The organism is Pseudarthrobacter sp. NamB4, assembly GCF_005796185.1.
Classification (GTDB): domain Bacteria; phylum Actinomycetota; class Actinomycetes; order Actinomycetales; family Micrococcaceae; genus Arthrobacter.
On the sequence record NZ_VAHM01000002.1, the window covers coordinates 234,540 to 249,630 of the forward strand.

17 protein-coding genes are annotated in these 15,091 nt (G+C 65.6%); 12 read left to right on the forward strand and 5 right to left on the reverse strand.

All coding sequences use genetic code 11. The annotated features are described in order from the left end of the window. Positions 1 to 6: 6 nt before the first annotated feature. From FDW81_RS02595 to FDW81_RS02625, 7 genes are read left to right on the forward strand one after another with little or no spacing between them, the layout of a single operon-like run. The gene (locus FDW81_RS02595; protein ID WP_138132554.1) at positions 7 to 360 is read left to right on the forward strand and encodes an urease subunit beta; all 354 of its coding nucleotides are present in this window, start codon (positions 7 to 9) and stop codon (positions 358 to 360) included. Then, positions 357 to 2,102, forward strand: coding sequence for an urease subunit alpha (gene ureC, locus FDW81_RS02600; protein WP_138132555.1), 1,746 nt, complete (start codon positions 357 to 359; stop codon positions 2,100 to 2,102). Before FDW81_RS02595 ends, ureC begins: the two co-directional genes overlap by 4 nt. A 22-nt stretch (positions 2,103 to 2,124) precedes the next feature. Then, the gene (gene ureE / locus FDW81_RS02605; RefSeq protein WP_138132556.1) at positions 2,125 to 2,604 is read left to right on the forward strand and encodes an urease accessory protein UreE; all 480 of its coding nucleotides are present in this window, start codon (positions 2,125 to 2,127) and stop codon (positions 2,602 to 2,604) included. Then, the gene (locus FDW81_RS02610) at positions 2,585 to 3,265 is read left to right on the forward strand and encodes an urease accessory protein UreF (protein ID WP_138132557.1); all 681 of its coding nucleotides are present in this window, start codon (positions 2,585 to 2,587) and stop codon (positions 3,263 to 3,265) included. Before ureE ends, FDW81_RS02610 begins: the two co-directional genes overlap by 20 nt. A gap of 30 nt (positions 3,266 to 3,295) precedes the next feature. Next, positions 3,296 to 3,913, forward strand: a complete 618-nt coding sequence (ureG, locus tag FDW81_RS02615; protein WP_138132558.1) for an urease accessory protein UreG — start codon at positions 3,296 to 3,298, stop codon at positions 3,911 to 3,913. Next, positions 3,913 to 4,803, forward strand: a complete 891-nt coding sequence (locus FDW81_RS02620; RefSeq protein WP_138132640.1) for an urease accessory protein UreD — start codon at positions 3,913 to 3,915, stop codon at positions 4,801 to 4,803. Before ureG ends, FDW81_RS02620 begins: the two co-directional genes overlap by 1 nt. Beyond that, complete coding sequence (locus FDW81_RS02625) at positions 4,803 to 5,885, forward strand: HoxN/HupN/NixA family nickel/cobalt transporter (protein ID WP_138132559.1); 1,083 nt, start codon at positions 4,803 to 4,805, stop codon at positions 5,883 to 5,885. The genes FDW81_RS02620 and FDW81_RS02625 overlap by 1 nt, the downstream gene beginning before the upstream one ends. Here the strand turns inward: FDW81_RS02625 and FDW81_RS02630 are convergent. The 5 genes from FDW81_RS02630 to FDW81_RS02650 form a co-directional block, all read right to left on the reverse strand. Next, entirely contained in the window at positions 5,863 to 6,318 is a 456-nt protein-coding gene (locus FDW81_RS02630) for a transferase (protein ID WP_138132560.1), read from the reverse strand. The genes FDW81_RS02625 and FDW81_RS02630 overlap by 23 nt on opposite strands. Positions 6,319 to 6,456: 138 nt before the next feature. After that, on the reverse strand, positions 6,457 to 7,116 hold the full coding sequence (locus FDW81_RS02635) for a GntR family transcriptional regulator (protein ID WP_138132561.1): 660 nt from the start codon (positions 7,114 to 7,116) through the stop codon (positions 6,457 to 6,459). Positions 7,117 to 7,234: 118 nt separating this feature from the next. Further along, positions 7,235 to 8,254 (reverse strand): transketolase family protein, encoded by a 1,020-nt coding sequence (locus FDW81_RS02640; RefSeq protein WP_138132562.1) that lies wholly within the window; start codon positions 8,252 to 8,254, stop codon positions 7,235 to 7,237. Further along, positions 8,251 to 9,147 carry a transketolase gene (locus tag FDW81_RS02645; protein WP_138132563.1) on the reverse strand — a complete coding sequence of 299 codons (897 nt, stop codon included), beginning with the start codon at positions 9,145 to 9,147 and terminating at the stop codon, positions 8,251 to 8,253. Before FDW81_RS02645 ends, FDW81_RS02640 begins: the two co-directional genes overlap by 4 nt. A gap of 35 nt (positions 9,148 to 9,182) precedes the next feature. Continuing rightward, positions 9,183 to 10,520, reverse strand: a complete 1,338-nt coding sequence (locus FDW81_RS02650; RefSeq protein ID WP_138132564.1) for an MFS transporter — start codon at positions 10,518 to 10,520, stop codon at positions 9,183 to 9,185. A gap of 186 nt (positions 10,521 to 10,706) precedes the next feature. Here FDW81_RS02650 and FDW81_RS02655 point away from each other — a divergent pair, with 186 nt between their 5' ends. The 5 genes from FDW81_RS02655 to FDW81_RS02675 are packed head-to-tail and all read left to right on the forward strand — an operon-like array spanning position 10,707 to position 14,986. Next, positions 10,707 to 11,531 (forward strand): sugar phosphate isomerase/epimerase, encoded by an 825-nt coding sequence (locus FDW81_RS02655; protein ID WP_138132565.1) that lies wholly within the window; start codon positions 10,707 to 10,709, stop codon positions 11,529 to 11,531. 44 nt (positions 11,532 to 11,575) lie between these two features. Then, complete coding sequence (locus FDW81_RS02660) at positions 11,576 to 12,349, forward strand: SDR family NAD(P)-dependent oxidoreductase (RefSeq protein ID WP_138132566.1); 774 nt, start codon at positions 11,576 to 11,578, stop codon at positions 12,347 to 12,349. A gap of 48 nt (positions 12,350 to 12,397) precedes the next feature. Next, positions 12,398 to 14,167, forward strand: coding sequence for a dihydroxyacetone kinase family protein (locus FDW81_RS02665; RefSeq protein ID WP_138132567.1), 1,770 nt, complete (start codon positions 12,398 to 12,400; stop codon positions 14,165 to 14,167). Then, a complete protein-coding gene (locus FDW81_RS02670) occupies positions 14,164 to 14,679 on the forward strand; it encodes an RpiB/LacA/LacB family sugar-phosphate isomerase (RefSeq protein WP_305003849.1) in 516 nt (171 codons plus the stop codon). Before FDW81_RS02665 ends, FDW81_RS02670 begins: the two co-directional genes overlap by 4 nt. 25 nt (positions 14,680 to 14,704) lie before the next feature. Then, on the forward strand, positions 14,705 to 14,986 hold the full coding sequence (locus tag FDW81_RS02675) for a hypothetical protein (RefSeq protein ID WP_240719858.1): 282 nt from the start codon (positions 14,705 to 14,707) through the stop codon (positions 14,984 to 14,986). Positions 14,987 to 15,091: the final 105 nt, after the last annotated feature.

The following is a 15,091-nucleotide window of genomic DNA, read 5'->3' on the forward strand; positions in this document are numbered from 1 at the left end:
CAGGCAATGATCCCAGGAGAGTACGTCCTTCGCGCCGAACCGGTGACGGCGAATGCGGGGCGCGGGGCGATTGACGTCGTCGTCACCAACACCGGCGACCGTCCGGTCCAGGTGGGCTCGCACTACCACTTCGCCGAGGCGAACGCCGCGCTGGACTTCGACCGTCCGGCCGCACACGGGCGCCGGCTGGATATCCCGGCCGGGACTGCGGCGCGGTTTGAACCGGGGGACTCCCGGAACGTTCGCCTGATTGAACTTGCGGGCGGCCGCGAGGTTTATGGCCTTAGCAATGCGGTCAACGGAAAGCTCGACGGCGGCACCCGCTTGGGCGAATCTGTCACGAAAGGGGACGGCAAGTGAGCTTCGAGATTCCCCGCCGCCAGTACGCGGACCTGTACGGCCCGACGACAGGTGACGCCATCCGTCTTGCGGACACCGACCTGTTCCTTGAGATCGAGAAGGACCTCACTGTGTACGGGGAGGAGGTGGTGTTTGGCGGCGGCAAGGTGATCCGCGACGGCATGGGCCAGAACGGCCAGGTGACGCGGGACCAGGACGTCCCCGATACCGTCATCACCAACGCCGTGATCCTGGACTACACCGGGATCTACAAGGCTGATGTGGCATTGAAAGACGGCCACATCTTCAGGATCGGCAAAGCGGGCAATCCGCAGATCACCGATGGCGTGGATATTGTGATCGGCGCCAGCACCGAAATCATCGCGGGCGAGCGCAAGATCCTCACCGCCGGCGGAGTGGACACCCACATCCACTTCATCTCCCCGGACCAGATCCCCGCCGCCCTCACCAGCGGTGTGACCACCATGATCGGTGGCGGCACCGGCCCGGCCGAAGGTACCAAGGCCACCACGGTGACGCCCGGGAAGTGGCACATCCAGCGGATGCTGCAGGCGGCTGAAGGCTTCCCCATGAACATTGGCCTGTTCGGCAAAGGCCACGCGTCCGCCGTCGAACCCCTTGCTGAGCAGATCCGTGCCGGTGCCGTTGGACTGAAAGTGCACGAGGACTGGGGCTCCACGCACTCGTCCATCGACACCTCACTGAAGGTGGCGGATGAGTACGACGTCCAGGTGGCCATCCACACGGACACGCTGAACGAGTGCGGCTTTGTGGAGGACACCATTCGCGCCATCGGCGGCCGCGTTATCCACACCTTCCATACGGAGGGGGCCGGCGGCGGGCATGCCCCGGACATCATCAAAATCGCCGGAATGCCAAACGTCCTGCCGGCCTCCACCAACCCCACGCTGCCTTACACGCGCAACACCATCGAAGAGCACCTGGACATGCTGATGGTGTGCCACCACCTGAACCCGGACATCCCCGAGGATGTCGCCTTTGCCGATTCCCGGATCCGGGCCGAGACTATCGCCGCCGAGGACGTGCTGCAGGACCTGGGTATCTTCTCCATCACCTCCTCCGACTCCCAGGCGATGGGCCGGGTGGGCGAGGTCATCACCCGCACCTGGCAGGTGGCGGACAAGATGAAGAAACAGCGCGGCGTTTTGACGGATGACGACGGCGGCACGCACGGTTCGGAAGCAGGCTTGGGTCCGGGCAGCGACAACTTCCGGATCAAGCGCTACGTGGCCAAGTACACCATCAACCCCGCCATAGCCCAGGGCATCGCGGACTCCGTGGGCTCGGTGGAGGTGGGCAAGTTCGCGGACCTGGTGCTGTGGGATCCGGCGTTCTTCGGCGTGAAACCCGAGCTCGTGATCAAAGGCGGCCAGATTGCCTACGCGCTGATGGGCGATGCCAACGCCTCCATCCCCACCCCGCAGCCCCGCACCATGCGGCCGATGTTCGCCGCGTCCGGCAAGGCACTGCAGCAGTCCTCCATCACGTTCCTGTCCCAGGCCGCGATCGACGCCGGCGTCCCCGAACAGCTGAGGCTGGAGAAGGTCATCCGTCCTGTCTCCGGAATCCGTACCCTCACCAAAGCCGACCTCAAGTACAACGACGCTACCCCCGAAATCCAGGTGGACCCGGAAACCTACCAGGTCAAGGTCGACGGCGAGGACGTCACCTGCGAGCCGTCCGACGTGCTGCCCATGGCCCAGCGCTACTTCCTCTTCTAGAACTGCGACTCCGGAGAACCACGTGATCATCGACAAAGTCCTCGGCAACCTCCACGAGCTGCCTGACCCGCACGCCTACGCCAACCTGCACCAGGAAAAGGTAATGCTGCCCAGCACCCAGCTGGTCAAGCGGATCCAGCGGGCCACCACCGACCACGGCAAGGAAATTGGCATCCGCCTGCCCTCCGGCTCCGGCGACCTGCGCGACGGCGACATCCTCCATTTGGAAAAGTCGAACATGATCGTGGTGTCCGTGCTGCCCACCGACGTCCTGGTGATCGCGCCCCGGACCATTCACGAGATGGGCGTCGTGGCACACTCCCTCGGTAACCGGCACCTGCAGGCGCAGTTCTTCGACGTGGCCTCGGAGTACGGGGCCGAGGTCATGGTGTGTGCCTACGACCACACGGTCGAGGACTACCTCCGCCACACCGCCGTGCCTTATACCCGCCAGGAACGCGTGATGCCTGTGTCTTTCCGTCATGCTGAACACAGCCACTAAACACCAGCTGGCACTGCAGCAGCTGACTGATTCCGCTCTTCCTACGGGGGCTTTTGCGCACTCGCTTGGATTTGAGACCTACATCGAGCGGGAGCTCGTGTCAGATGAAAGGTCCTTTGGACTGTGGCTTGATGCGTTCATCTCCCAGCAGCTGACTCACTCCGATGGGTTGGCCGTTCGGCTTCTTTATGAGCGCTGGGATGTTGCGGAGCTGGATTCGCTGCTTTCTGCGTCGCTCCTCCCTCGGCAGGTCCGGGCGGCCAGTTGCAAGATGGGTTGCCGGCTGCTCGAAATCGGGGCGGAAGTCTTTCCGTCGGCGGAGCTGGAACTGTACCGGGACCTGGTGACCACACACCGGGCGGCCGGGCACCAGCCGCTCGCGTTCGCCGTCGTCGCCCGTTCCCTGGGGGTGCCGCTGGAGGAGGCTCTTGGCGCCTACCTGTTCGCCGCCGTCACCTCCCTGACGCAGAACGCGGTCCGTGCCATCCCGCTTGGCCAGAACGCGGGGCAGCGGCTGCTGCGGCAAGCGGCCGACGGCGTGGCTGCCGCCGTCGAGCAGATAAGGCATCTCACGCCGGACGACTTCGGTGCCGTCAGCCCGGGACTCGAAATTTCGCAAATGCGGCACGAACGCCAGCGTGCCCGGATGTTCATGAGCTAACTGTGCTTTTGACTTCATTAGGAGGACACCATGACTGAACCCATCAAGATTGGCATCGGCGGACCCGTCGGCGCAGGCAAGACGCAGCTGGTGGAGAGGCTCACCCGGCACATGAGTGCAGAAATCTCCATGGCCGCCATCACCAACGACATCTACACCATCGAGGACGCCAAAATCCTCGCCGCCAATGGCATCCTGCCCGTGGACCGTATCATCGGCGTGGAAACCGGCGGCTGCCCGCACACCGCCATCCGCGAAGACACCTCCATGAATACGGCGGCGATCGAGGAACTCAAGGCCCGGCACCCGGACGTGCAGGTGATCTTCGTCGAATCCGGCGGTGACAACCTCTCCGCCACCTTCAGCCCCGAACTCGTCGACTTCTCGATCTACATCATTGACGTGGCCCAGGGGGAAAAAATCCCCCGCAAAGCCGGCCAGGGCATGATCAGGTCCGACCTTTTCATCATCAACAAAACGGACCTCGCTCCGCATGTCGGGGCGGATCTCGCCGTGATGGAGAGGGACTCCAAGGAATTTCGTGGGACCAAACCGTTCTGCTTTACGAACCTGAAAACAGACGAAGGGCTGGACAAGGTCATCGACTGGATACGCCACGACGTCCTGATGCTTGATTTGGCCTTGTGATGTCCACCAGTTCCGTCGCCGACGCACCTTCACCCGCGACCGCTACTCGCCCCGTGCGAGGGCGTTTGGAGCTGGATATAGGAGTGCGGGGCAGCAGGTCGGTTGCCTCGCGCCAGTTCCACGAAGGGGCTCTTCGAGTTTTACGCCCTCATTACCTCGATAATTCGGGGCAGGTTTCCTATGTCGTCGTCAATCCTGGCGGGGCCTATCTGGGGGCGGACCTCTTTGTCCTTGATGTCGAGGTGGGGGACGGGGCGGACCTGCTGCTGACCACCCAGTCCGCCACCAAGGTCTACCGCACTCCTGGCTCCTTCGCCGAGCAGCGGATGACTGTGCGGCTGGGGGAGGGGGCACGGCTGGAACTCGTTCCTGACCAGCTCATCGCCTACCGGGAGGCCAGCTACCGGCAGCGGACGCACATTACTGTCCGGCCGTCGTCGTGCCTACTAATGGCGGAAGTGGTGACGCCGGGCTGGTCCCCGGACGGCGCTGCCTTCCGGTACGAGGAAGTCCGGCTGCGGAACGAAATCCAGGTACAAAGCGGCACCGGCGAGCCGGAGCTGCTGGCGCTGGACAACCTCCTCATCCGGCCACCGGGTGGGGATGTCACAGGCCTCGGGTTCATGGAAGGCTTCAGCCACCTGGGCTCGGTAATCGTGGTGGATTGCCGGGTTGACCAGGCGCTCGCCGATGAACTGCACCGGCTCACAGGGGCATACAAAGCCTTGAGCGGTATCTCCCTGACGCAAACCGTGGCGGGAACCACCGGGCTTGTGCTGCGCGCCCTTTCGAACAGCACCGGAGAACTGAACCGCCTGCTTACAGCCTGCGCCAACCTCCTGCGGGAACGCTGGTACGGGCAGGGACCGCTAAACCTGAGGAAGCACTGATGACGGCCGTAGCCCACATCGCCACGCTGTACCGGACACGGGAAACGTTGCCGTTGCGGACCCGCGTGCTCTTCACCTTCGGTGCGGTGGCCGCCCTGCATGCGGCCGCCGTGGTACTCCTGCTGGCCGGCAACGCCGCACCGGATGGTTCGCAGGTGCTGACGTGGGGGCTGGTTGGCACCGCCTACCTTGCCGGGGTGAAGCACAGCTACGACTGGGACCACCTTGCCGCGATCGACAACTCCACCCGGAAGTTCGTGGCTCAACGGCAGGACCCGGTGAGTGTGGGCTTTGCCTTCAGTCTGGGCCACAGCTCGGTGGTCACCCTGGCAGGCGTGCTGGTCATCGCAGGCGCCGCCGTGGTGGGCCAGTTCATGCAGGAAGGAACCACCGGGAACCTGGCGCTCGGTCTGATCGGGAGCGGCGTGTCCGGGCTGTTCCTTCTGGCCATGGGCCTGTTCAACGGCTCCGCCTTCGCCCGCACGGCCCGCGCCTACCGCCGTGCCCGGGCCGGTGCCGCCGCTGCCGACCCATCGGACCTGGAACCCCGGGGACTCGTGGCGCGGCTCCTCGCCAGGCCGCTGTCCGGAGTGCGCCGGCCCCGGAACATCTACGTGATCGGTTTCCTGTTCGGGCTGGGCTTCGACACCGCCACCACCATCGGCCTGCTGATGATGACGACGGCGGCCTCGCTGGCCGGGGTGCCGCCTTTCGCCCTGCTTGCCCTGCCGCTGGCGTTCGCTGCCGCGATGACGCTCTGCGATTCGCTCAACGGAATGGCCATGATGAGGATGTACCGCTCGGCCCTGGCCGACCCGCAGCGGAAGCTGGGATTCAACGCCCTGGTCACCGGGATTTCGGCGGTGTCAGCGCTCTTCATCTCAGTGGTCACGCTGGGCGGCTTCTTCAACGCCGTGTTTTCACTGGAGGACCCTGTGACGCTATGGCTGGGATCCGTCGATTTGGGTGAGGCCGGCCTGCTCCTGGTTGCCCTGCTGCTAGCTGCGTGGGCTGCCGGGACGCTGAGAGGGCGCACCGCGGCCCGGGCACACCGCCAGGTCAGGCTGCGATCCGGCCCTTAGCCTTCCGGTGCCGGCGGTTCTTGCCCGGTGCGCTGCGGCCCGGCTCCTGGGAGCCTGACAGCACCTGCTCGCCATCGTGAACTGTACTGTCCGCATGCAGCTGCACCCCGTGCTCAATCAGGACGCCGGAACCAATGCGGGAGTGGCTGCCGACGTGCACGCGGTTTCCGATCACGGTGCCACGGCCGATGCGCACACCATCGCCGATCACCGTCCGGTCTCCAACCTTCGCGTCACGGTCGATCCAGCTGCCATGCCCGACCAGGGAGCCCGATCCGACCTGCGCGCCGTGCTCCACGTACGTCATCCGGCCAATCCGGGCGCTTTCGGCAACGATAGCCCCGGGGGCGACGAGGCCGCCGCCGTTGGCATGGCGGGCATAACGGGTGACTTTCCCGGCATCGTCCTCGACTGATTCAAACTTGGTGCTCATTCAATCCCTCGTTAACGGGTGGTGCAGTAATTTACCGCACAGTAGGTTAACGGTCGGAAAGTCGCAGGGATTCCCGCGACTAGAGGGCTTTGAGGACGGACTAGCGCGACCGCGGGAGGCCCCAGGCGCCGCCGGCCACTACGCCACGAGGTTGGCTGCGGCTGCGTCCATGTGCTCGAGGATGGTCTTCCGGGCCAGGGATGCGTCGCCGGTATCGATGGCGGCGACGATGTCGTTGTGCCGGTCCACGCTCATATTGCTGACGCCCTTTTCCAAGCCCGCGAACATGATGGACATCCGGATGGAGCCCTCCAGTGATTCCCAGGAGTGCAGGAGTGTTTCATTGCCGGTCAAACGGCAGAGGGTGCGGTGGAATTCGAGGTCCGACTCGATCCGGTCCTCCAGGCTTCCGCTGGTCGCGGCGGTCATGGCGTCGATGGCTTTGTGCAGGGATTCGGTGACGTGCTGCCGGTCCGGCAACTCGCAGAGTGTCCTTGCCGCCAGGGATTCCAGCGCGGCCCGGACGGCGTAAATGTCCCGGATCTCCTTTTCGTCCAGATGGCGGACCGAGAGCCGGCCGCGGGGCCCTGCAGAGACAAGGCCTTCCTGCTCCAGCTGGCGCAGCGCCTCGCGGAGCGTCCCCCGGCTGATCTGGAGCATCTCGGACAGCTCGGTCTCCACCAAGTGCCGCCCGGGTTCCAGCTCGCCGCTGGTGATGGCGGTCCTCAGCGCCGAGAGAGCCTGCTCGCGCAGGCTCTTCTTTTGCAGTCCCAGCAGCGGGGCGGTCAGTCCGGCCATGGCCTTGTGTCCTCAATGTTGTAAGTCGACTGTTTACAGTCGGTATTAGTCCGATAGTACGGCAGAAAGCACGGCTCCGGCCGGGGCCGGAGCCGTGCTTTACGCATTGGTTGTTGGCTCACCCTAGTTCGGCGAGCACCTTGGCGACGATCCGGTCCACCGTCAGGCCATAACGGTCATGGAGGGTGGGCAGTGCGCCGGCGTCCAGGAACTGGTCCGGGAGCGCCACGGGAACCACACGCCTGCCAACGCCGGCCGTGACGGCGGCCGAGGCTACCGTTTCGAAGAGGCCGCCCACCACGGAGTGGTTCTCGAGCGTCACCGCCAGCCGGTCGGTGTTGACCTCCTTGAGGACGGTCTCGGCGTCGAACGGCTTGATAGTGGGGGTATGCACGACGGCGACGTCCACGTTGTGTGCGGCGAGCGCCTTGGCTGCCTGCAGGGCGCGCATTGTCATCAGGCCGGACGAGATGAAGACGACGTCGTTCCCGCCGCGCAGCACCTTGGCCTTGCCGAGCTCAAATGTGTAGTCGTACTCGTCCAGCACTGTCGGGACGTTGCCGCGCAGCAGGCGCAGGTAGGTAGGTCCTTCACTGGCGGCCAGTTGCGGCACGGCCTGCTCGATGTCCACCGAGTCACAGGGGTCCACGATGGTCAGGTTGGGCATGCCGCGGAAGATCGCCATGTCCTCAGTGGCCTGGTGGCTGGGGCCGTACCCGGTGGTCAGGCCCGGCAGGCCGCCCACGATGTTCACGTTCAGGTTTGGTTCGGCCGCATCCAGGCAGAGGAAGTCGTAGGCGCGGCGGGCCGCGAACACCGAGTAGGTGGACGCGAAGGGCACCAGCCCGGTCTCGGCCAGGCCAGCGGCGGCGCCGAAGAGCAACTGCTCGGCCATGCCCATCTGGAAGAAGCGCTCCGGGAAGGCCTTGGCGAAGATGTGCATATCCGTGTACTTGCCCAGGTCCGCGGTCAGGCCCACGATCCTGTCGTTCTCCTGCGCGGCCTTCGCCAGCGCGTGCCCAAACGGCGCGGACGTGGTCTTTTGGCCGGGATCGGCGAAGGACGCGATCATCGCCGACGTCTTCAGCTTCGGCTTGGCCGCTGTTGTTGTGTCGGGGGCCTCGGTGGTGGTGCTCATGCTGAAGCCTTTCCTTCATAGCCGGCGGTCAGCTGCTCGCGGCAGGTCTGCCATTCGTTCTCTTCGATGCGCATGAAGTGCGCCTTTTCGCGGTCCTCCAGCAGCGGCACGCCCCGGCCCACCTTGGTGTCGCACAGGATCACGGAGGGACGTCCGACGGCGGCCGCCTGGGCAGCTGCGTTGTCAAACGCTGCCAGCAAACCACCGACGTCGTTGCCGTCCACGCGCTGCGTGTACCAGCCGAAGGATTCCCACTTCTCGGTGACGGGCTCGGTGCGCAGCACGGTGTCCGTTTTGCCGTCTGCCTGCAGGGCGTTGATGTCCACCATTGCGGTCAGGTTTCCCAGCTGGTGGTGGTGCGCGCCCATGGCCGCCTCCCACGTGGATCCCTCGTCCAGTTCGCCGTCAGAGAGGAAGTTGAACACGCGGGCATTCGAGCCCTGGTAGCGCAGGCCGAGGGCCATGCCGACGGCGATGGTCAGCCCGTGCCCCAGTGAACCGCCGGAGATTTCCATGCCCGGGGTGTAGGTGGACATTCCGGACATCGGCAGCCGGGAGTCGTCCGAGCCATAGGTTTCGAGCTCCTCCACGGGCACGATGCCGGCCTCGGCAAGGGCTGCGTAGTGGCCGATGGCGTAGTGGCCGGTCGAGAGCAGGAATCGGTCCCTGGCCTCCCAGTGCGGGTCTTCGGCGCGGAAGCGGAGCTGGTCGCCGTAGACGGTGGCGAGCATGTCCGCGGCACCCAGGGCCTGGCCTACATAACCCTGGCCCTGGACCTCGCCCATGTTCAGGGCGTGGTGGCGGATCCGGTAGGCCGCGGCGCTGACTTTCCCGATCCGTTCCTGCGTCACGTGGCTTTCCATGGCCGGGTCCTGGATGGTCTCTACTGGCATTGCTGACTCCGTTGTTGATGCGTGGGTGACAGTCACTAGACGTTCACAGTGTTGGGGGTGCTTTTGGTGGCCTCCTCAGCCAGCTGGCGCTCCCGCTTGCCCCAGGTTTCCCGGGTGGCGACGGCGGCCCAGAGACCGATTGCTCCATAGGTGCCGAAGAGCAGGGCGGGGCCCATCCAGCCGAAGCTGACGAACAGCAGGGTGGTGACGAAGGGGGTGAAGCCGGACACCATGGCGGAGATCTGGTAGGCCAGGCTGGCACCCGAAGCGCGGGTCTTGGCCTGGAAGAGCTCGGGGAACCAGGCGCCCTGGGCGCCGGCGAGCGAGTTCTGGCACACCGCGTAGGAGATGGCGATGGTGGCGATGATGAAGAAGAACAGGCCGGTGTTGACCATCAGGAACATGGGCACCGCGAAGAGGACCGCGAAAGCGCAGGACCAGACGTACACGGGGCGGCGACCGATGCGGTCGGTGAGGCGGGCCCAGGCAGCGGTGGCGAAGATGCCGATAAAGGATGCGATGCAGAGGGCCACCAGGGTCTGGGTCTTGTCCGCCAGCTGCTCAGTGTGCAGGTAGGAAATCATGTAGGTGATGGACACGGCGTAGCCGGCGGTCTCGGCAACGCGGAGGCCGATGCCCTTGACGATGTTGCGCCAGTCGGTCTTGATGACTTCCACGATGGGGGACTTGACGATGTCGCCGCTGTCCTTGACCTCGTCGAATACGGGAGACTCGGGAACCTTGGAGCGGATGATCAGGCCAACCACCACCAGCACGATGCTGGCCAGGAAGGGAACGCGCCAGGCGAGCTCGCCGCCCAGGTTCACGCTGACCAGGAAGACGAGGTTGGCCAGCAGGAGGCCCACCGGGAAGCCGGCCTGCACGATGCCTGTGTACTTGCCCTTTGCCTTCCAGGGAGCGTGCTCGTAGCTCATGAGGATGGCGCCGCCCCACTCGGCACCGAAGGCAAGGCCCTGGACGATGCGCACGAACACCAGCAGGGCCGGAGCCAGCAGCCCCACCTGGCTGTAGGTGGGAAGCAGGCCGATGAGGAAGGTGGCCACACCCATCAGGATCAGGGAGGTGACCAGCACCGGCTTGCGGCCCACCTTGTCGCCAAGGTGCCCGCCAATAATACCGCCAAGCGGGCGGGCAGCGAAGCCGACGCCGAGGGTGGCGAAGGCGGCCAAGGTGCCGGTGACGGGGTCGCCGGTGGGGAAAAAGGCAGTTCCGAAGTACAGCGCAGCGGCGGTGCCGAAACCAATGAAGTCATACGTCTCGATCACTGCGCCCACGCCGGAGCCGATGGCGACGCGCTTGGCGTCCTTGGTTCCGTGGACCGGACCGCGCATGGTCAGAGCCTCTTTGCTCATGGTGGTTCCCTTTCGAAGAGCGGCTGGGGGGGATTCGCCGCTGTCGACTGTTAACAAATGATACCTCCAAGTGTGACCGGGATCATGACTACTGTCAACAGTCGACCTCCGATGTTGACTGTTGACGGTCAACGCAGGTACTGTGGTCCCCATCACTAACGCTCGGCACATACCAAGGGATCAATGATGTTCCATTCCAGACTCGGGTGCTCCTCCATCAGCTTCCGGCACCAGGAGCTCGGCGAGGCGCTACGCACCATGCGCGGCCTCGGCTTCGAGGAAATCGACTTGGGCGCACTCCCGGGTGTCTGCGACCACGTCCCCTATGAGCTCGATGCCGCCGCAGTTGCTGCTGTATCCGCAACCGTGCAGGAATCCGGACTGCGGGTGCGCTCTGTGAACGGCGATATCGGCGACCTCAACGCAGAGCTCGACGGCGAAGGCCGGGCTTTGCGGCAGCGGCACCTGGACGCTCTCCTCACCCTCACGGCCAACGCCGGGGCCAAGGCGCTGGTCCTGCCGTGCGGGGCGCTGGGCCACAACCCGGTCCGCAGCGAACAGGAGGACCTGGACCTCATTGCCGCCCAGCTGATCTGTGCCAGTGAACGCGGGGCGGAGTTTGGAGTCGAAATCTGGACCGAATCCCTCCATTTCCTGCGTTTCTGCTGGAACCTTGAACGTGCCGGGCTGCTGGCCGACCGTCTGGCGGGCTTCGACGTCGGAATCGTCATGGACTTCAGCCACATCGTGGCAGCGGGAGAGGACCCCCTGCGGTTCCTCCAGCGGCACCGCGGCCGCATCCGGCATGTCCACCTGCGCGATGCCGTGCCGGGGAACATCAATCTCAGCATCGGCAACGGCGACACCGGCTTTGACGGCGGCCTGAAGCGGCTCGCAGCACAGGGCTACACCGGGCACTTCTCGCTTGAACTGGAAACCCGGGATGTCACCAACGAGGAACGCCCGGCAGCCGCAGCAAAAGCGGCAAGCTTCATCACCGACCTCATCTAAAACACCCAACGGCACAGCACACAAGCCATACAAGGAGCACCATCATGACCACCATCCAGCGCACAGCCGTCCTCACCGGGGCAACCTCGGACCGGGGCATCGGCCTCACCACCGCCCGCCGCTACGCCAGCCAGGGCTGGGCAGTGGTCATCCTGGACCTCGACGGTGAAAAGTCCGCCAAGGTCGCCACCGAAATCGGCAACGACTTCAACGTCCCCGCCTTCGGTCACGAAATCGACGTCGCCAACGAAGCCTCCGTCCTGGCCGCCCAGGCAGCCGTTGCCGCCGAGGTGGCGGCAGGAAACCTGCCGCCCGTCGGCGCGCTCGCAAACATCGCTGGCATTACTTCGCCGGTGCCGTTCCTGGAGACCACCCTGGAGCTGTGGCACAAAGTGATGGATGTCAACGCCACCGGCACCTACCTCGTGACGAGAGCCTTCCTGCCGGCCATGATCGAGAACGGCTGGGGCCGGATCGTCAACATGTCCTCCGTCTCCGCCCAGCGCGGCGGCGGCGTCTTCGGCAAGGTCCCCTACTCCGCCGCCAAAGCCGCGATCCTCGGCTTCACCAAGGCCCTGGCCCGCGAACTCGGCACCACCGGCGTCACCGTCAATGCCATCACGCCCGGCGCCGTTGACACCAACATCCGCGTGGGCAGCACCGAGGAACAGGAAGCCGCCATCAACGCCGGCATCCCGCTGGGCCGCAACGCCACCACGGAGGAAGTGGCGGCAGTCATCACGTTCCTCTCCTCCCAGGATGCCGCATACCTCACCGGCACCACCGTCGACATCAACGGCGGAAGCCACATGCACTAAGCAGTCCCGGCCCACGACAGCGAAACTACGGACGCCAGAGAGCCCATCATGACGAAGATCTTCAACGACCCCGCAGAATTTGCCGAGGAAGCCCTGGCAGGCTTCTGTGACGTCCACTCCGACCTGGTCCGCCAGGTTTCCGGCGGTGCCGTCCGGCGCTACCGGCCTGCCCAGCCCAAAGTCGCCGTCCTTGCGGGCGGAGGCTCGGGCCATTACCCGGCCTTTTCCGGACTGATCGGAACTGGTCTGGCCGACGGAGCCGTGGTGGGCAACATTTTCACCTCGCCCTCCGCCCAGCAGGCTTACTCGGTAGCGAAGGCTGCTGAGTCCGGGGCCGGCGTCGTCTTCACCTACGGCAACTACGCGGGCGACGTGATGAACTTCGGCATGGCGAGCGAACGGCTCGCCGCCGAGGGAATCGCGGTGGAGAACGTCCTGGTGACGGACGACATCGCCAGCGCCCCGCCGTCGGAAACGGAAAAGCGCCGCGGCATCGCCGGTGACTTCACCGTCTTCAAAGTCTTGGGCGCCGCCGCCGAACGTGGTGACAGCCTGGCAGAGGTGGTGCGCCTGGGCCGCAAGGCGAATCGCCGGACACGCACCATCGGCAGTGCTTTCGCCGGCTGCACCTTCCCCGGCGCCGAAGCCCCGCTGTTCTCCCTGCCGGACGGACAGATGGGGCTCGGTCTGGGCATCCACGGCGAGCCTGGGCTGCATGACACTGGCCTGCCCTCCGCGAAGGAACTGGGGCAGGAACTGGTGGGGCGGCTACTCGCGGAAACCCCTGAAAGCGCGGGGGAGCGGATCGCCGTCATCCTTAACGGTCTCGGTGCCACCAAGCACGAGGAACTGTTCGTGCTGTGGGGCACGGTGGCGCCGCTGCTGCGTGCCGAGGGCTACACCCTGGTGATGCCTGAGGTGGGCGAGCTGGTCACCAGCCTGGACATGGCAGGTGTCTCCCTTACGGTTACGTGGCTGGACGAAGAGCTGGAGCCTCTGTGGGTTGCTCCCGCCGAGACGCCTGCGTACCGCCGCGGCAATGCAGCCCGCGAGACCGGTGGGGCAGCCGTTGAAGGAACGTCCGACGGCGGCGCCTCCGCCGCGGACTTCGACGCCACCGAAGCCTCCCGCGGCTATGCGGCCACCTGCGTTGCAGCCATTGAAGCTGCCCGCACCGCCCTGCACGAGGCCGAGGAACGGCTCGGCCGCATGGACGCGATTGCCGGCGACGGTGACCACGGGCGCGGCATGGTCCGGGGCGTGGATGCCGCGTCAGCCGCGGCGTCCGCTGCCTTGGAGCAGGGCGCCGGAGCCGGTGATGTGCTTGCTGCCGCCGGTGATGCCTGGGCGGACAAGGCCGGCGGCACGTCAGGCGTGCTCTGGGGAGCAGGACTGCGGGCCTGGGGTGAGTCACTTGGAAACGCGGAGGTGCCCGGTCCGCGGGAGCTCGCGGCAGGTGTGGCGGCCTTCGCCAATCGCATCGTGCAGCTGGGCAAGGCGGAGACCGGCGACAAAACCATGGTGGACGCGCTGTTGCCCTTCACCGCAGCCTTCAGCCGCCTGGTGGCTGAAGGAACAGGGCAGGCCGCGGCGTGGGAGGAAGCTGCGCAGGCCGCTGCCGGCGCCGCCCAGGCCACCGCCGCCCTGCTGCCGCTCAAAGGCAGGGCCCGCCCGTTGGCGGAAAAGAGCCTGGGCACACCGGACCCCGGGGCCACCTCGCTGGCCATGATCTTCGCTGTCATCGGTCCCCATGTCACCGGAGCTGCCGTGCCTCCGGGCCCGTCAGTCAGGGAACCGGTGGGGGCACAGCAACAATGACCACATGTATCAATACAGGCAGGAACACGGAAGGACGAACCGTGGGACTGCGACTCATCGTGGGCTCCGACGAAGCCGGAGTGGATTACAAGGACCGGGTCCTCGAGGACCTGCGGCAGGACCCGCGGGTCAGCGAGGTCGTCGATATTGGAGTCAACCGCTCCGACGCCCCGGACGACTTCACCCGGCCCTACCCTTTGGTGGGAATCACTGCCGGAGAGATGATCCGGGCCGGCGCCGCGGACCGGGCCATCCTCTTCTGCGGCACCGGGATTGGCGTGGCGATTGCCGCGAACAAGGTGGAGGGGATTCGGGCCACCGCCGCCCATGACTCCTTTTCCGTGGAACGCTCGATCCTCTCCAACGACTGCCAGGTCCTCACCATGGGCCAGCGTGTGGTGGGCATTGAACTCGCCCGCCGGCTGGCCAGGGAATGGATCGGCTACACCTTTGATCCGGCCTCGGCGTCGGCCGGCAAGGTAAAGGTCCTGACGGACTTCGAGGCCTGCTAAGCGCCGGCTTCACGACGGAAAGGCGATGATGGAGGCTTACCGCTACCGTGACTGGAGCCGCCTGATCGGCACACCAGTGGAGGTCTGGAAGGACTTTGAGCTCGTCCGGACCGGCGTGGTGGATGATGCGATGAAGGACTCCTCGGCCATCTGGCTGGCCGCGGATTCCGCCGGGGGCAGGGCACTTTTTGCGGCCGCAGAGGGCTACGAGGTGTGGATCCGCCCCCAGGAGTTGGGCGGAAAGCTGTGCTACAAGATGGCCGCTGCGCTACTGCCGGCGGCGCCCCAGCCCGCAGTCAGGGCCTAGCGGCAGGACTTCGGGAGTGTCTTTCGACTCCGTTGACGTGAGCCCTTCCGGCGCCGGCTCAGCGGCCATGTACACGGCGGAGTTCAGCATCGAGGGCCGGCCAAG